The organism is Streptomyces sp. NPDC090994, assembly GCF_044768905.1.
Classification (GTDB): Bacteria; Actinomycetota; Actinomycetes; order Streptomycetales; family Streptomycetaceae; genus Streptomyces.
Window position 1 is genome coordinate 1 of sequence record NZ_JBIVWS010000004.1, and the last position, 13,499, is coordinate 13,499.

Genomic DNA, 13,499 nt, shown 5'->3' on the forward strand with positions numbered 1-13,499 from the left:
GGACGCTTCCTTTGTACTCACCCGAGAGACTCTCTCAGGCTTTCCTCCGGGCGCTTCCCTTCGGTCTTGCGTTTCCGACTCTATCAGATCTTTTTTCGATCCGATTTCCTCGGTGCTTTCCAGGTTCCCGCTTCCGCGTTTCCCTTTCCGGCGGCTCCGACTTTATCAGAAGTTCTCGGCCGGTTTGACCGGCGCGGTTCGTTTCCGATTCATCGGGAGTGGCTTCTTCGAATCTCGTAGGAATCGAGAAGCAGGTAGATGCTTCCAGTCGCCTCGGGGCATGGCCTCCAGCAGGCAACTGTTTGAATCTACCTCCCCGCTCCTGCCGTGTCAACGGCTCTTGTGGGGCGAAGAGGAGATTAGCAGCTCACCAGGTGTGCGCGCACATCAGGCGGCCGTCGGCACGGTGGCGCTGCGCTCGGCGGCGTCGACGTCGCCGGTCGTTCCGGCACGCGCGGCTCGGCCGCCGAGGACGTAGACGTAGGCGAGGAAGGCCAGCTCGGCCAGGACTCCGATGGTCAGGCGGGCCCAGGTGGGCAGGCCGGACGGGGTGACGAAGCCTTCGATGGCGCCGGAGACGAAGAGGACCAGGGCCAGGCCTATCGCCATGCCGATGGCAGCGCGCCCTTCTTCGGCGAGGGCCGTGCGGCGGGTGCGCGGACCAGGGTCGATGAGGGTCCAGCCGAGACGCAGGCCGGTGCCCGCGGCGACGAAGACGGCGGTCAGTTCGAGCAGGCCGTGCGGGAGGACGAGGCCGAGGAAGGTGTCGAGGCGGCCGGCCGAGGACATCAGGCCGAAGCCGACACCGAGGTTGAGCATGTTCTGGAAGAGGATCCAGAGGACCGGCAGGCCGAGGAAGACGCCCAGGATCAGGCAGAGGGCGGCGGCCCAGGCGTTGTTCGTCCAGACCTGGGCGGCGAAGGAGGTCGCCGGGTGGGTGGAGTAGTACGCCTCGTACTGGCCGCCCGGGCGGGTGAGCTCGCGCAGTTCGTTCGGGGCCGCGATGGTGGCCTGTACCTCGGGGTGGGTGCCGATCCACCAGCCCAGGAGGGCTGCCACGGCGGTGGAGAGGAGAGCGGTGGGGACCCACCAGTGGCGTGCTTTGTAGACGGCGGCCGGAAAGCCGTGGGCGAGGAAGCGGGTGACGTCGCGCCAGGAGGCGCGTCGGGTGCCTGTCACGGTGGCACGCGCGCGTGCCACGAGTTGGCTGAGCCGGCCGGTCAGCTGAGGGTCCGGGGCACTGGACTGGATCAGGGACAGGTGGGTGGCCGTGCGCTGGTAGAGGGTGACGAGTTCGTCGGTCTCCGCGCCGGTGAGGCGACGCTGGCGCTTGAGCAGGGCGTCGAGGCGGTCCCACTCCGCTCGGTGGGCGGAGACGAAGACGTCGAGGTCCATCGGTGTGCCTGCTCCTGGGCTCTCGTCGGGGCTCGTCGTGGATCAGCTTGTCGCACTGCGGCGCGATGTGCCCTCAGCTTGGCAGACTGGCCATGTCGGGGGCAGGTCAGGGGAAGGGCGGCAGGGCGTGAGTGAGCTGGTGACCGGCGAGGCGGTGGCGTTGGAGCTGCGTCCCGCGAAACTGCCCAGCAGGGCACTGGCGGTGCTGCTCGATCTGGCGGTGGCCGTGGCGCTCTACGTGGCGGTGACGATCGCGCTCGTCGTTGCCACGGCGTCCCTGGACGAGGCGGCGCAGACGGCATTGTCGATCGCCGCCTTCGTGCTGCTGCTGGTGGGCGTGCCCATCGCGGTCGAGACGCTCAGCCACGGGCGGTCGCTCGGCAAGTTGGCGTGCGGGCTGCGGGTGGTGCGGGACGACGGCGGGCCGATCCGCTTCCGGCACGCGCTCGTGCGCGGTCTCATCGGGGTGGTCGAGATCCTGATGACCTTCGGGGTCGCGGCCTGTATCGCCTCGCTGGCGTCGGCGCGTGGGCGGCGGATCGGAGACGTGTTCGCGGGCACGCTGGTCGTGCGGGAGCGGGTGCCGGCCGCGCCCGGGGGTTTTGTGCCGCCGCCTCCGCCGTGGCTGGCGGGGCGGTTCTCGGGGCTGGACCTGTCGGCCGTGCCGGACCATCTGTGGCTGGCCGTCCGGCAGTACCTGACGCGGATGCACCAGCTGGATCCTCGGGTGGGTCAGGACATGGCGGGACGGCTCGCCGGTGATCTCGCGGCCCGTACGGGGGTGCCCGCGCCGCAGGATGTCCCGGCGGCCGCCTATCTGGCGGCTGTGGTGCGGGAGCGGCAGGACCGTGAGGCGCGGCGGGCTTTCGGGGCCGGTGGTGCCGGGGTCCCGGGTCCTGGTGGGGAGGCATGGCCGTCCGGGACGGGCGTCGGGGTCGCGGGTGGCTCCGCCGGTGGGTTCGGGCCGTCCGCGATACGGCCGTCGGCGCCGCCGCACGGGTCCGGGGGGCCGTCTGGGCCGTTTGGTGGGGCTGCGGGGCCGTCGGGTGGCGGGCAGCGGCCGGCGGCGTCGGAGGGGGCGCCGGCGGAGAAGCCTCCGGGCACCGGTTTCGTGCCGCCCTCGTAGGGGGCGAGGAGCGGCAGTGGGTGGGGCGGTCGGCGGTGGCCGGGTCAGGGGAAGACGGACGGCGGTGATTCGAGGTCCTCGAGCTCGATGCCGGGGGCGGCCAGGACCACGTCGCCGGCGAGGTGCACGGTGTGCTGCTCGCCCGTGTCCAAGGCTGTGACCTGGTATTCCTCCACGGTGAGGGGGCCACTGTCAGTGGCGTGTGCTTCTCTTTCCAGCAAGGCCCAGGACTGGTCCACGGTGCGGGGGGCGAGGACCGGGTCCGTGAGGGCTACGAGGCGTACTCGGGTTGCCGAGGGGGAGGGGGTGAGGCGCAGGAGACGGGCCGTGGCGACGAGGAAGGCCGGGGAGGTGCCGGTGAAGGCGTGGGCGCGCACATTGCCTTCGGTGGCATGGGTCCCGGTGGCGTCGGAGCGGACCCAGGTGACGCCGTCGAGGGCGGCGCCGCGGACCTGCCAGCCGGCGGCGTGGAGTTCGAGGCGGATGGGGCGGCCGAGTTCGTCGAGGGTGAGGTCGACGGAGCCGCTGTGGTCTCCGGTCGGTGTGACCGACTGGGAGACGTAGCGCCAGCCGGAAGGGCCGGGGGCGCACTGGAAGTGTTCTTCCGCGAGGGGGGTGTGATCGTGCGGATCGTGGAGCGAATAACGGCCGCGGGGCATGGGGGTCCTGGGTCGTGACGGGCTGGGCCGGTGCTGCCGGTCCGCCGACGGGGCAGGCCCCCGGCACGGGGGTGCGGGGGCCTGCCTCGGAGGAACTGCCGCGGTGAGCGTGTCAGTGCACGGACACGCTCACGCACGCTCGTGGCGAGCTGCGGGCGGGCTCAGTAGCGGTAGTGGTCCGGCTTGAACGGGCCCTCGACCTGCACGCCGATGTACTCGGCCTGCTCCGGGCGGAGCGTGGTCAGCTTGACGCCGAGGGCGTCGAGGTGGAGCCGGGCGACCTTCTCGTCGAGGTGCTTGGGCAGCACGTACACACCGGTCGGGTACTCGTCGGGCTTGGTGAACAGCTCGATCTGGGCCAGCGTCTGGTCCGCGAACGAGTTGGACATCACGAACGACGGGTGGCCGGTGGCGTTGCCCAGGTTCAGCAGGCGGCCCTCGGACAGCACGATGAGGACCTTGCCGTCGGGGAAGGTCCAGGTGTGCACCTGGGGCTTGACCTCGTCCTTGACGATGCCCGGGATCTGCGCCAGGCCGGCCATGTCGATCTCGTTGTCGAAGTGGCCGATGTTGCCCACGATGGCCTGGTGCTTCATCTTGGCCATGTCCGAGGCCATGATGATGTCCTTGTTGCCGGTCGTGGTGACGAAGATGTCGGCCTTGTCGATCACCTCGTCCAGCGTGGTGACCTGGTAGCCGTCCATGGCCGCCTGGAGGGCGCAGATCGGGTCGATCTCCGTGATGATCACGCGGGCGCCCTGTCCGCGCAGGGACTCGGCGCAGCCCTTGCCCACGTCGCCGTAGCCGCAGACGACCGCGGTCTTGCCGCCGATCAGGGTGTCGGTGGCGCGGTTGATGCCGTCGATCAGGGAGTGGCGGCAGCCGTACTTGTTGTCGAACTTCGACTTGGTGACGGCGTCGTTGACGTTGATCGCCGGGAACAGGAGGGTGCCGTCACGCTGCATCTCGTACAGCCGGTGGACGCCGGTCGTGGTCTCCTCGGTGACGCCGCGGATCTCGGACGCCAGCTGGGTCCACTTCTGCGAGCCGTCGGTGATGGTGCGGTTGAGCAGTTCGAGGATGACGCGGTGCTCGTCGGACTCGGCGGTGTCGGGCGAGGGGACCTTGCCGTCCTTCTCGTACTCGACGCCCTTGTGGACGAGGAGGGTGGCGTCGCCGCCGTCGTCCAGGATCATGTTCGGGCCGCCGGTGGGGCTGTCCGGCCAGGTCAGCGCCTGCTCCGTGCACCACCAGTACTCCTCCAGGGTCTCGCCCTTCCAGGCGAAGACCGGGACGCCCTGGGGGTCGTCCGGGGTGCCGTTCGGGCCGACGGCGATGGCGGCGGCCGCGTGGTCCTGGGTGGAGAAGATGTTGCAGGAGGCCCAGCGGACCCGGGCGCCGAGGGCGACCAGGGTCTCGATGAGGACGGCGGTCTGCACGGTCATGTGCAGGGAGCCGGTGACGCGGGCGCCGGCGAGAGGCTGGGCCTCGGCGTACTCCTTGCGGATGGCCATCAGGCCGGGCATCTCGTGCTCGGCGAGGGTGATCTCCTTGCGGCCGAAGGCGGCCAGGGAGAGGTCGGCGACCTTGAAGTCCTGCCGGTTGTCGACAGTCGTCATGACGAGCTGCTCCTCGGGATCGGGTCGAGGTGGATACGGCTGATCTGCGCGGCGGCGGACACAGGGGTGCCCGAAGAGGACACAGGCATGCCCGGTGCGCGCAGCGCAGTCCGTCGGAGGCCCTCTCTCCCTCGGCCGGCCCGTGTCCGGGCCGCCCGACCGCCATCAGCAGCGACGTCTGGCTCCGTCCCAAGCTACACCGGTGGCCCCCGCCGTCCCCAGTCCGCCTCCGCACACATCCGGCCGATCACGGAAAGCGGCCCGCCGGGGGTGCCGGCGGGCCGCGGGGAGGTGCGGGTGGGTCAGTGGCCGGAGGGTGAGGTGGCCGGGCCGCCGGGGGTGGCTTCGCGGTCGGCGCCCTTGGCCGCTTCGGCCTCGCTGTAGATGTCCGGCTCCAGGTAGATCACGCGGGCGATCGGGACGGCCTCCCGGATACGGGCCTCGGCCGCGTCGATGGCGGCGGCGATCTCGGTGGCCGTGCCGTCGTGGCGGACGGCGATCTTGGCGGCGACGAGGAGTTCCTCGGGGCCGAGGTGGAGGGTGCGCATGTGGATGATGCCGGTGACGGTGTCGCCGGCGACGATCGCGGTCTCGATCTTCTCGACCGCCTCGGTGCCGGCGGACTCGCCGAGCAGCAGGGACTTGGTCTCGGCGGCCAGGACGAGCGCGATCAGGATCAGCAGGACGCCGATGCACAGGGTGCCGATGCCGTCCCAGACGCCGTTGCCGGTGAGCAGGGCGAGGCCGACGCCGCCGAGGGCGAGGACGAGGCCGACGAGGGCGCCGAGGTCCTCCAGGAGGACGACCGGCAGCTCGGGCGCCTTGGCTCGGCGGACGAACTCGGTCCAGGACTGCTTGCCGCGCAGGGCGTTGGACTCCTTGATGGCCGTCCGGAAGGAGAAGCTCTCCGCGATGATCGCGAAGACCAGGACGCCCACCGGCCAGTACCAGTGCTCCAGTTCGTGCGGGTGCTTGATCTTCTCGTAGCCCTCGTAGAGGGCGAACATGCCGCCGACCGAGAACAGCACGATGGAGACGAGGAAGGCGTAGATGTAGCGTTCGCGGCCGTAGCCGAAGGGGTGCTGCGGGGTGGCCGCGCGCTGGGCGCGTTTGCCGCCGAGCAGGAGCAGTGCCTGGTTGCCGGAGTCCGCGAGCGAGTGGACCGACTCGGCGAGCATCGATGACGAGCCGCTGAAGAGGAACGCCACGAATTTCGATACCGCGATGGCCAGATTGGCGGCCAGCGCCGCCACGATCGCCTTGGTCCCGCCTGACGCGCTCATGTGTCGCGTTGTCCCTTCGCCTTCGTCTGCCCGCGCGTGCCGTCTGCCCGCGCGTGCCGCCCGGGGCTCGGCCGGTGCCCGGCTTTGCCCGTCCTTTGCGGTGGGCCATTGTTGCAGCCCGGTCGAGCGGCGGCGCGCGGACCGGGCTGCCGTGTCCGCGTCACACCCGGACGGTGGCCCGGAAGACCGTTCCCGTACCCGACACTTCGGCTTTTTCACCTGCCGGGACGAAGACGGAGGCGCCGGGGGTCAGTTCGTGGTCGCCCGCGCGGACGGTGCCCGCCGTGCAGAGGAGGATCTGCGGGGCGGGGCGGGTCAGGTCGTGGGCGTGGGTGCCCTCGGCCAGGACGTGGCGGGAGAGGCGGAACTCGTCGATGGGGGTGTCGTAGACCTCTTCGCCGTCGGGGGACGCCTCGGGGCGCAGGACGCCGGGGTCGGCGGGCTGGAAGCGGACGACGCGCAGCAGTTCGGGGACGTCGACGTGCTTGGGGGTCAGGCCGCAGCGCAGGACGTTGTCGGAGTTGGCCATGATCTCGACGCCGAGGCCGTTCAGGTAGGCGTGCGGGACGCCGGCGCCGAGGTAGAGGGCCTCGCCGGGCTGGAGCCGGACGTGGTTGAGGAGCAGGGCGGCGAGGACGCCGGGGTCGCCCGGGTAGTGGTGGGCGATGTCGGCGTAGGGGGCGTACGCGCCACCGAGCCGAGCACAGGCGGCGGCGGTCTCGGTGACCGTGCGGGACATCTCGGCGGGGTCGGCCGTGAGGACGGCGGTGAGGACCTCGCGCAGGGCGGCGTCCTCGGGGTGGGCGCGCAGCAGGTCGGCGTACGGCTTGAGGGAGGGGACGCCGAGGCCGTCGAGGAGGGCGGCGGCCTCCTCGGGGGCGCGGAAGCCGCACAGGCCGTCGAACTCGGTGAGGGCGCAGATCAGTTCGGGCTTGTGGTTGGCGTCCTTGTAGTTGCGGTGGGGGGCGTCGGCCGGGATGCCGCGGCGCTCCTCGTCGTCGTAGCCCGCGCGTGCCTGTTCCAGGTCGGGGTGGACCTGGAGGGAGAGCGGGGCGCCGGCGGCGAGGATCTTGAGGAGGAAGGGCAGCCGGGGGCCGAACGCGGCAACGGCGGCGGTGCCCAGTTCTTGTTCGGGAGCGGCCGCGATGACCTCGTCGAGGGTGCCCCGGGCGGTGCGGGAGGGGGCGCCCGGGTGGGCGCCCATCCACATCTCGGCCTGGGGTTCGCCGGTCGGCTCGGTGCCGAGCAGGGCGGGGATCGCGGTGGTGGAACCCCAGGCGTAGGGGCGGACGGTGTTGACGAGGCGGTCCATGGCTTCCGTGGGCTCTCTCTGCTGGTGTTCTTGCTTCAGCGGACGGTTCGCCTACGAGATCAGGCGCCGGAAGCGAGCGCCAGGTAAACGGCGGCGAAATCCGTGATGGCGATCAGCTCGGCGAGGGTCTCCAGTTCGCCGCCGGCCTCGGGTTCCAGTTCGCTGATCGGCGTGTCGTGGCCGAGGGCCAGGTCGCGGGCGGCGGGCGCGGCGGTGAGGCCGCCGATGGGGCGGTCGCGCAGCAGGACGACGCGGGCGTGCAGGGCGGACGGCTCTTCCACGCGGTCGCGGAAGAAGTCGTCGGGGTCGGCGCCGGCGGCGAGCGGGCCGGCCAGCAGGACGCTGTGGGCGGCGAGGGCCTCGGGGAGTTCGGCCACGACGGCCGGGGTGCCGGAGAGTTCGGCGAGCGCGGCGGCGAAGCGGCGGCCGGCGGGGCCCGCGGAGGTGCCCTCGGTCCATACGACCGGGAGGGCGTCGGCCAGTTCGGCCGCGAGGGTCTTGGCCGGGTTGCTGTACGTGGCGATGGCGGGCCCGCAGCGTTCGGCGACCTGGTCGAGGCGGTCGGCGACCTTCTCCAGGGCGTCGGGCGGGGCGGTGAGCAGGCCGACCCGGTCCAGGAGGGCGAGGAGGGGCGTGAGCAGGGCCCACAGGACGCCGGGGGCGGAACCGGCGAGGGGTTCCTCGTGGTCGTAGGGGGCCGTCGCCATCGGGAGGAACATGCCGTGGGAACCGGCGACCGTCTCGCTGAGCGGGGAGCCGGGCGGGGCCACGGCGACGACCGTGCAGCCGCGCCGGTAGGCGGATTCGGCGAGCAGGGACAGGCCGGGTTCGCTGCCGTCGGGGGTGGCGATGAGCAGCAGGTCGACGGAGCCGGCCCAGCCGGGGAGGTCCCAGCGCAGGGCGCCCGCGGCGGGGGCCACGCCGCTGGGGGCGAGGCGGGTGACGGGGCTGCCGGGGCCGGCCAGCGTGCCGAGGAGGTCGGCGGCGTGGGTGGCGGCGGCGCCGGGGCCGGCGATGAGGACGGCGCGGGGGCGGCCGTCCGGCTTGAGGCTCCCGACGCCGGCCTCGGCGGCCAGCCGGGCGGCGGTGCGGACGCGGGCGCCGGCTTCGGCGGCGCCGCGGAGCAGGCCCCGGCGGTCGGCGGCGGCGAGGCCTTCGGGGTTGTCGAGCAGCGTTTCGTCGAGCATGGCGGCAGGCTCCGTTCGCCGGAGTGTTCAGGTCGCGGGGTCCGGGCGGCCCGGCTACTCGGGGCGGCGGGCCTCGTCGATGAGGAGGACGGGAATGCCGTCGCGCACCGGGTAGGCCAGGCCGCAGTCCTGACCCGTGCAGATCAGTTCCGCGTCCTGCTCCTTGAGGGGGGCGTGGCAGGCCGGGCAGGCGAGGATTTCCAAAAGGCCGGCTTCGAGTGGCATGGATCATCCTTCGGGGCGCTGTGGGTGGTGTGGTGGATGTGCTGGTCAGGGTACCGCTCCTGGAGTTCCCACCAGGGGGCTCCGCCCCCTGGTGACCCCGGCCTTCGCCCACCCGCCGCCCGGCGCCGTCCGCTGAGAGGTACCGGGGGGGGGAGGAACCTCAGCCCCGGATGATCGCCAACGCCTCGTCCCGGATCTTCGTCATCGTCGCCTCGTCGCGGGCCTCCGCGTTCAGGCGCAGGAGGGGTTCGGTGTTGGAGGGGCGGACGTTGAACCACCAGTCGGCCGACGACACGGTGAGGCCGTCGAGGTCGTCCAGGGTGACGTCGTCGCGGCCCTCGTAGGCGGCTCTGATCGCGGCCAGGCGGGCCGTCTGGTCGGCGACCGTGGAGTTGATCTCGCCGGAGCCGGTGTAGCGGTCGTACGCGGCGACCAGGGCGGACAGGGGGCCCTGCTGACCGCCGAGGGCGGCCAGGACATGGAGGGCGGCGAGCATGCCCGTGTCCGCGTTCCAGAAGTCGCGGAAGTAGTAGTGCGCGGAGTGCTCGCCGCCGAAGATCGCGCCGGTGCGGGCCATCTCGGCCTTGATGAAGGAGTGGCCCACGCGGGTGCGGACCGGGCTGCCGCCGTTCTCGCGGACGATCTCCGGGACGGACCAGGACGTGATCAGGTTGTGGATGACCGTGCCGCTGCCGCCGTGCCGGGCGAGTTCGCGGACGGCGACCAGGGCGGTGATCGCGGACGGTGAGACCGGGTCGCCGTTCTCGTCGACGACGAAGCAGCGGTCGGCGTCGCCGTCGAAGGCGAGGCCCAGGTCGGCGCCTGCCTCGCGGACGCGCCGCTGGAGGTCGACGAGGTTGGCCGGGTCGAGGGGGTTGGCCTCGTGGTTGGGGAAGGTGCCGTCCAGTTCGAAGTACATCGGCACCAGGTCGAGGGGAAGGCCGGCGAAGACGGACGGGACGGTGTGGCCGCCCATGCCGTTGCCCGCGTCGACGACGACCCTCAGCGGGCGGACGGCGGTCAGGTCGACCAGTCCGCGCAGGTGGGCCGCGTAGTCGGCCAGCGTGTCGCGGCGGGTCACGGTGCCCTGCCGGGCCGCCGGTTCCGGGGCGCCGGTCGCGGCCCAGCCCTCCACCAAGGCGCGGATCTCCGCGAGGCCGGTGTCCTGGCCGACCGGGGCGGCGCCCGCGCGGCACAACTTGATGCCGTTGTAGCGGGCCGGGTTGTGCGACGCCGTGAACATGGCGCCCGGCAGGTCCAGCGCGCCGGAGGCGTAGTAGAGCTGGTCGGTGGAGCACAGGCCGATCTCGGTGACGTCGGCGCCCTGGGCCGCCGCCCCGCGCGCGAAGGCGCCGGAGAGGCCGGGGGACGAGGGGCGCATGTCGTGGCCGGTGACGACGGCGCTCGCGCCGGTCATCCGGACGAAGGCGGCGCCGAACAGCTCGGCCGTCGTCTCGTCCCACTGGTCCGGGACCACTCCGCGTACGTCGTACGCCTTCACGATCTGCGACAGATCGGACAGATCAGCAGTCACGGGCCAGCCTTCCTGGGAATTCCTGTCGGTGATCAGGTGATCAGGTGATCAGGTGACCAGCCGGTCGGGTCGATCGGGCTGACCGGGCTGATCGGGTCGACCGGGTCGACCGGGTGATCACGTTGATCACGTTGTTCGGGTTGATCGGGTTGATCGGGTTGAAACGGTGAGCAGCGGTCCGGCCGACGGACAGGAGTCCCGTCGGTGGTCACAAACTACCCGGCGCCACTGACAGCCCCGTCGTCAAGGCAGCATCCACCCCAGGACCGGCGAGGACTGGCCCACCACGATCAGGCACATCACCAGCAGCAGGCCGAGGCTCCAGGGCAGCACCTTGCGCAGCAGGTCGCCCTCGCGGCCGGCGAGACCGACGGCGGCGCAGGCGATGGTGAGGTTCTGCGGGGAGATCATCTTGCCGAGGACGCCGCCGGAACTGTTGGCGGCGGCGAGCAGTTCGGGCGACAGGCCCGACTCCCGCGCGGCGGTGACCTGGAGGGCGCCGAAGAGGGCGTTGGCGGAGGTGTCGGAGCCGGAGACGGCGACGCCGAACCAGCCCAGGACCGGGGAGAGGAAGGCGAGTCCGGCGCCGGCCGCCGCGACGAAGTGGCCGATGGTGGCGGCCTGTCCGGAGAGGTTCATGACGTAGGCGAGGGCCAGGACGGAGGTCACGGTGAGGAGGGCGAAGCGGAGTTCGTGGACGGTGGCGAGCCACTCCTTCACCGCCACGCGCGCGTGGACGCCGATGACGAACGCCGTGGCCACGCCCGCGAACAGCACCAGCGTGCCGCCGGTGGAGACGATCGGCCAGGTGAAGACGTTGCCGCCGACCCGCTCGCCGTCCGGGCCGGCGACGTCGAGGAAGGGCCAGTCGTACGTCCGGGTCGCCCCGGCCAGCCAGTCCTTGACCGCCGGGATCTGCGCGACCGAGAAGACCACGACGATCAGCGCGTAGGGGGCGTAGGCGCGGACGACCTCCCGCGCGGGGTCGCGTTCGTCGAGTTCCTCGCTGCGCGCGCCGGTCAGGACGGCGGTCCGTACGGGTTCGGCGGCGGGCCGCCGCGCGTGCGGTACGGCGACCAGGGCGCCCGCTCCGGCGAGGGCGGCGCCGATGTCGGCGAGCTGGGCGGAGACGTAGTTGGAGGCGGCGAACTGGGCGACGGCGAAGGCCGTTCCGCAGACCAGCGCGGGCACCCAGGTCTCGCGCAGTCCGCGCCGTCCGTCCACCAGGCCGACCAGGACCAGGGGGACGACCAGGGCGAGCAGCGGTGTCTGACGGCCCACCACGGAGGCGACGTCGTCCAGCGGCAGCCCGGTCACCTGGGCGAGGGTCACCACCGGCGTCCCCATCGCCCCGAACGCGACCGGCGCGGTGTTGGCGACCAGCGACACCACCGCCGCGCGGACGGGGTCGAAGCCGAGCGCCACGAGCATGACCGAGCAGATGGCGACCGGCGCCCCGAACCCGGCGAGCGCCTCCAGGAGGGCGCCGAAGCAGAAGGCGACGACGAGCGCCTGAATGCGTGGGTCGTCGGAGAGGCGGCCGAACGACCGCCGCAGGATGTCGAAGTGCCGGGTGCGGACGGTCATGCGGTACACCCACAGGGCGTTGACCACGATCCACAGGATGGGGAAGAGGCCGAAGACGGCACCCTGGACGCCGCTGGAGAGGGTCTGGCCGAGCGGCATGCCGTAGGCGAGCCAGGCGACCAGGACGGCCGCCAGCAGGCCCGTCAGGCCCGCCAGGTGCGCCTTCATCCGCACGCCGCCGAGCAGGACGAGGACGAGCACCAGGGGCAGGGCCGCGACCAGGGCGGACAGGCCGAGCGAGCCGGCGACGGGTTCGAGTTCCTGGACGTACACGGGCGCCTCCCCGGTTCCGCCATGCGAAAGCGATTTCTCGCCGCTGAGTCACTGAGACGGAATCGTCGTGTCCGCGACAACGGCACGTCAATGGCCGTGCAGCAACAAGTCGGGAGAGGAGCGGCTCAGTTGTCCGGCGACCGCAGGACCCTCAGGTGCCCGCGCCGGGCGACCTCCATCGGGTCGGCCGACCGCGCCCCGCCGGCTTCCGCGGCCCGCTCCTGGGGCCGGGCCGCCTCGCGCACCGCGTTCGCCAGCGCCTCCAGGTCGTCGCCGCTGGGGCGGGCCGGGGCGGAACCGTCGAGAAGCCGGACGACCTCCCAGCCGCGCGGGGCGGTGAGGCGCTCGGAGTGCTCGGCGCACAGGTCGTAGCAGTGCGGTTCGGCGTAGGTGGCGAGCGGGCCGAGGACGGCGGTCGAGTCGGCGTAGACGTACGTCAGCGTCGCTACGGCGGGACGGCCGCAAGCGGTGCGCGAACAGCGACGTACAGGGCTCACGATGTTGGACGGTACCGCACTCTTGAGCGGGCCGCGACGACTCCCCACCGGGTCACTCCACCGTGTCGCGGTGTGAGACGCCCCACACACCCGTCCGGGCCCACTGCGCTGACCTGCGTGGACACCGTCCGCCACACGGCCGGGCGAGCCGGAAACCGGACATGATCCCACACAAACCACACCAATCGGCCCACCCTCCCGCCGCCCGGACGGCCGCCGGGAGATACCGGAGAGATACGGAATCGAGCCCCGACCTTGGCTTGAACGGTCGCCTCCCCGCGCACCGCCGGCGGTCCCGTATCCGGTGTGGAGCCCGCCGCCGGGGCCCCGCGAGGACTACCCTTCACCAGTGATGGACAACCCCGTGACGCCCCGCGACGCCGCCCCCGGCCCCCGCCGCCGTGACCGCCACGGCCGGGGCATGCGCGGCCCGATCGCTCCCCCGCAGGTACCGCTCGCCGCGAGCCGCGGTGACGTGTTCCGGGACCTGGTGGAGGACTCCGTGGAACGGCTGGAGCGGCGGTGGCCGCAGCTCGCCGACATCGATTTCCTCGTCCTGGAGGTGCCGCGGCCGGACGAGGGCGGCGAGGCGTGGAGCGACGAGGCCGTGCCGCTGGGCCGCACGGTGCCCGCGCGGGACGGGCGGCGGGCGCGGGTGGTGGTGTACCGGCGGCCGGTCGAGATCCGTACCAAGGGACGGGACGAGCGGGCCGTGCTGGTGCACGAGGTCGTGGTCGAACAGGTCGCGGACCTGCTGGGGCTGACGCCGGAGACGGTCGATCCGCGCTACGGCGAGGACTGA

Annotated in this window: 12 protein-coding genes; 2 read left to right on the plus strand and 10 right to left on the minus strand. The window is 72.2% G+C overall.

All coding sequences use genetic code 11. The features are described from left to right. Nucleotides 1–387: 387 nt before the first annotated feature. A complete protein-coding gene (locus tag ACIQR3_RS10190) occupies nucleotides 388–1,395 on the minus strand; it encodes a stage II sporulation protein M (protein WP_403536806.1) in 1,008 nt (335 codons plus the stop codon). Between the two features lie 127 nt (nucleotides 1,396–1,522). On the opposite strand from ACIQR3_RS10190, the gene ACIQR3_RS10195 reads away from it, so the two are divergent. Next, nucleotides 1,523–2,521 carry an RDD family protein gene (locus tag ACIQR3_RS10195; protein WP_403537773.1) on the plus strand — a complete coding sequence of 333 codons (999 nt, stop codon included), beginning with the start codon at nucleotides 1,523–1,525 and terminating at the stop codon, nucleotides 2,519–2,521. A 44-nt stretch (nucleotides 2,522–2,565) separates the two neighbouring features. Here the strand turns inward: ACIQR3_RS10195 and ACIQR3_RS10200 are convergent, their stop codons facing one another. The 9 genes from ACIQR3_RS10200 to ACIQR3_RS10240 all read right to left on the minus strand — a co-directional run bounded on the left by ACIQR3_RS10200 (nucleotide 2,566) and on the right by ACIQR3_RS10240 (nucleotide 12,745). Continuing rightward, a complete protein-coding gene (locus tag ACIQR3_RS10200; protein WP_403536809.1) occupies nucleotides 2,566–3,180 on the minus strand; it encodes a hypothetical protein in 615 nt (204 codons plus the stop codon). Between the two features lie 161 nt (nucleotides 3,181–3,341). After that, nucleotides 3,342–4,799 carry an adenosylhomocysteinase gene (ahcY, locus tag ACIQR3_RS10205; RefSeq protein WP_403536812.1) on the minus strand — a complete coding sequence of 486 codons (1,458 nt, stop codon included), beginning with the start codon at nucleotides 4,797–4,799 and terminating at the stop codon, nucleotides 3,342–3,344. Nucleotides 4,800–5,101: 302 nt separating this feature from the next. Next, a complete protein-coding gene (locus ACIQR3_RS10210) occupies nucleotides 5,102–6,082 on the minus strand; it encodes a cation diffusion facilitator family transporter (RefSeq protein WP_403536815.1) in 981 nt (326 codons plus the stop codon). 160 nt (nucleotides 6,083–6,242) lie between these two features. After that, nucleotides 6,243–7,394, minus strand: coding sequence for a mannose-6-phosphate isomerase, class I (manA, locus tag ACIQR3_RS10215; RefSeq protein ID WP_403536818.1), 1,152 nt, complete (start codon nucleotides 7,392–7,394; stop codon nucleotides 6,243–6,245). A 59-nt stretch (nucleotides 7,395–7,453) separates the two neighbouring features. After that, nucleotides 7,454–8,581: an SIS domain-containing protein gene (locus ACIQR3_RS10220; RefSeq protein WP_403536821.1), complete on the minus strand. Its 1,128-nt coding sequence runs from the start codon at nucleotides 8,579–8,581 to the stop codon at nucleotides 7,454–7,456. A 54-nt stretch (nucleotides 8,582–8,635) separates the two neighbouring features. Beyond that, nucleotides 8,636–8,806 (minus strand): Trm112 family protein, encoded by a 171-nt coding sequence (locus tag ACIQR3_RS10225; RefSeq protein ID WP_403536824.1) that lies wholly within the window; start codon nucleotides 8,804–8,806, stop codon nucleotides 8,636–8,638. A 160-nt stretch (nucleotides 8,807–8,966) separates the two neighbouring features. Beyond that, complete coding sequence (locus tag ACIQR3_RS10230) at nucleotides 8,967–10,340, minus strand: phosphomannomutase/phosphoglucomutase (RefSeq protein ID WP_403536827.1); 1,374 nt, start codon at nucleotides 10,338–10,340, stop codon at nucleotides 8,967–8,969. Nucleotides 10,341–10,583: 243 nt separating this feature from the next. Next, nucleotides 10,584–12,200 carry an L-lactate permease gene (locus ACIQR3_RS10235; protein ID WP_403536830.1) on the minus strand — a complete coding sequence of 539 codons (1,617 nt, stop codon included), beginning with the start codon at nucleotides 12,198–12,200 and terminating at the stop codon, nucleotides 10,584–10,586. Nucleotides 12,201–12,325: 125 nt separating this feature from the next. Continuing rightward, the gene (locus ACIQR3_RS10240) at nucleotides 12,326–12,745 is read right to left on the minus strand and encodes a DUF3499 domain-containing protein (RefSeq protein ID WP_215165051.1); all 420 of its coding nucleotides are present in this window, start codon (nucleotides 12,743–12,745) and stop codon (nucleotides 12,326–12,328) included. 304 nt (nucleotides 12,746–13,049) lie between these two features. Here ACIQR3_RS10240 and ACIQR3_RS10245 point away from each other — a divergent pair, with 304 nt between their 5' ends. After that, nucleotides 13,050–13,499: a metallopeptidase family protein gene (locus ACIQR3_RS10245; protein WP_403537775.1), complete on the plus strand. Its 450-nt coding sequence runs from the start codon at nucleotides 13,050–13,052 to the stop codon at nucleotides 13,497–13,499.

What these genes read in the sequence shown, in the direction of transcription:
- ACIQR3_RS10210 (WP_403536815.1), bottom strand. Translation starts at nt 6,082, where the DNA reads ATGAGCGCGTCAGGCGGGACCAAGGCGATCGTGGCGGCGCTGGCCGCC.
- ACIQR3_RS10220 (WP_403536821.1), bottom strand. Translation starts at nt 8,581, where the DNA reads ATGCTCGACGAAACGCTGCTCGACAACCCCGAAGGCCTCGCCGCCGCC.
- manA (WP_403536818.1), bottom strand. Translation starts at nt 7,394, where the DNA reads ATGGACCGCCTCGTCAACACCGTCCGCCCCTACGCCTGGGGTTCCACC.
- ACIQR3_RS10200 (WP_403536809.1), bottom strand. Translation starts at nt 3,180, where the DNA reads ATGCCCCGCGGCCGTTATTCGCTCCACGATCCGCACGATCACACCCCC.
- ACIQR3_RS10245 (WP_403537775.1), top strand. Translation starts at nt 13,050, where the DNA reads ATGGACAACCCCGTGACGCCCCGCGACGCCGCCCCCGGCCCCCGCCGC.
- ACIQR3_RS10225 (WP_403536824.1), bottom strand. Translation starts at nt 8,806, where the DNA reads ATGCCACTCGAAGCCGGCCTTTTGGAAATCCTCGCCTGCCCGGCCTGC.
- ACIQR3_RS10190 (WP_403536806.1), bottom strand. Translation starts at nt 1,395, where the DNA reads ATGGACCTCGACGTCTTCGTCTCCGCCCACCGAGCGGAGTGGGACCGC.
- ahcY (WP_403536812.1), bottom strand. Translation starts at nt 4,799, where the DNA reads ATGACGACTGTCGACAACCGGCAGGACTTCAAGGTCGCCGACCTCTCC.